This is a genomic window from Vibrio sp. OPT46, assembly GCF_015163535.1.
GTDB classification, from domain to species: Bacteria; Pseudomonadota; Gammaproteobacteria; order Enterobacterales; family Vibrionaceae; genus Vibrio; species Vibrio alginolyticus.
In genome coordinates this window covers 1-217 of record NZ_JADDYG010000488.1, presented here as the reverse complement: position 1 = coordinate 217, position 217 = coordinate 1, and the positions used below count along the sequence as shown (strand labels likewise).

2 tRNA genes are annotated in these 217 nt (G+C 50.7%); both read right to left on the bottom strand.

Features of this window, described 5'->3' with window-relative positions:
* Positions 1 to 19 precede the first annotated feature (19 nt).
* Positions 20 to 95, bottom strand: a tRNA-Val gene (locus tag IQR33_RS20620).
* A gap of 28 nt (positions 96 to 123) precedes the next feature.
* A tRNA-Lys gene (locus tag IQR33_RS20615) sits at positions 124 to 199 on the bottom strand.
* Between the last annotated feature and the right edge of the window lie 18 nt (positions 200 to 217).

Here is a 217-nt window from a genome sequence, read left to right as displayed (position 1 = left end):
TCCAAAAATACTTAGAGAATGGTGGGCGATACCGGGCTCGAACCAGTGACCCCCTGCTTGTAAGGCAGGTGCTCTCCCAACTGAGCTAATCGCCCACATTGTTTTGATTTCCGTGGAAGGAAATGGTGGGTCGTGCAGGATTCGAACCTGCGACCAATTGATTAAAAGTCAACTGCTCTACCAACTGAGCTAACGACCCAATGGTATCCCGTAGGGG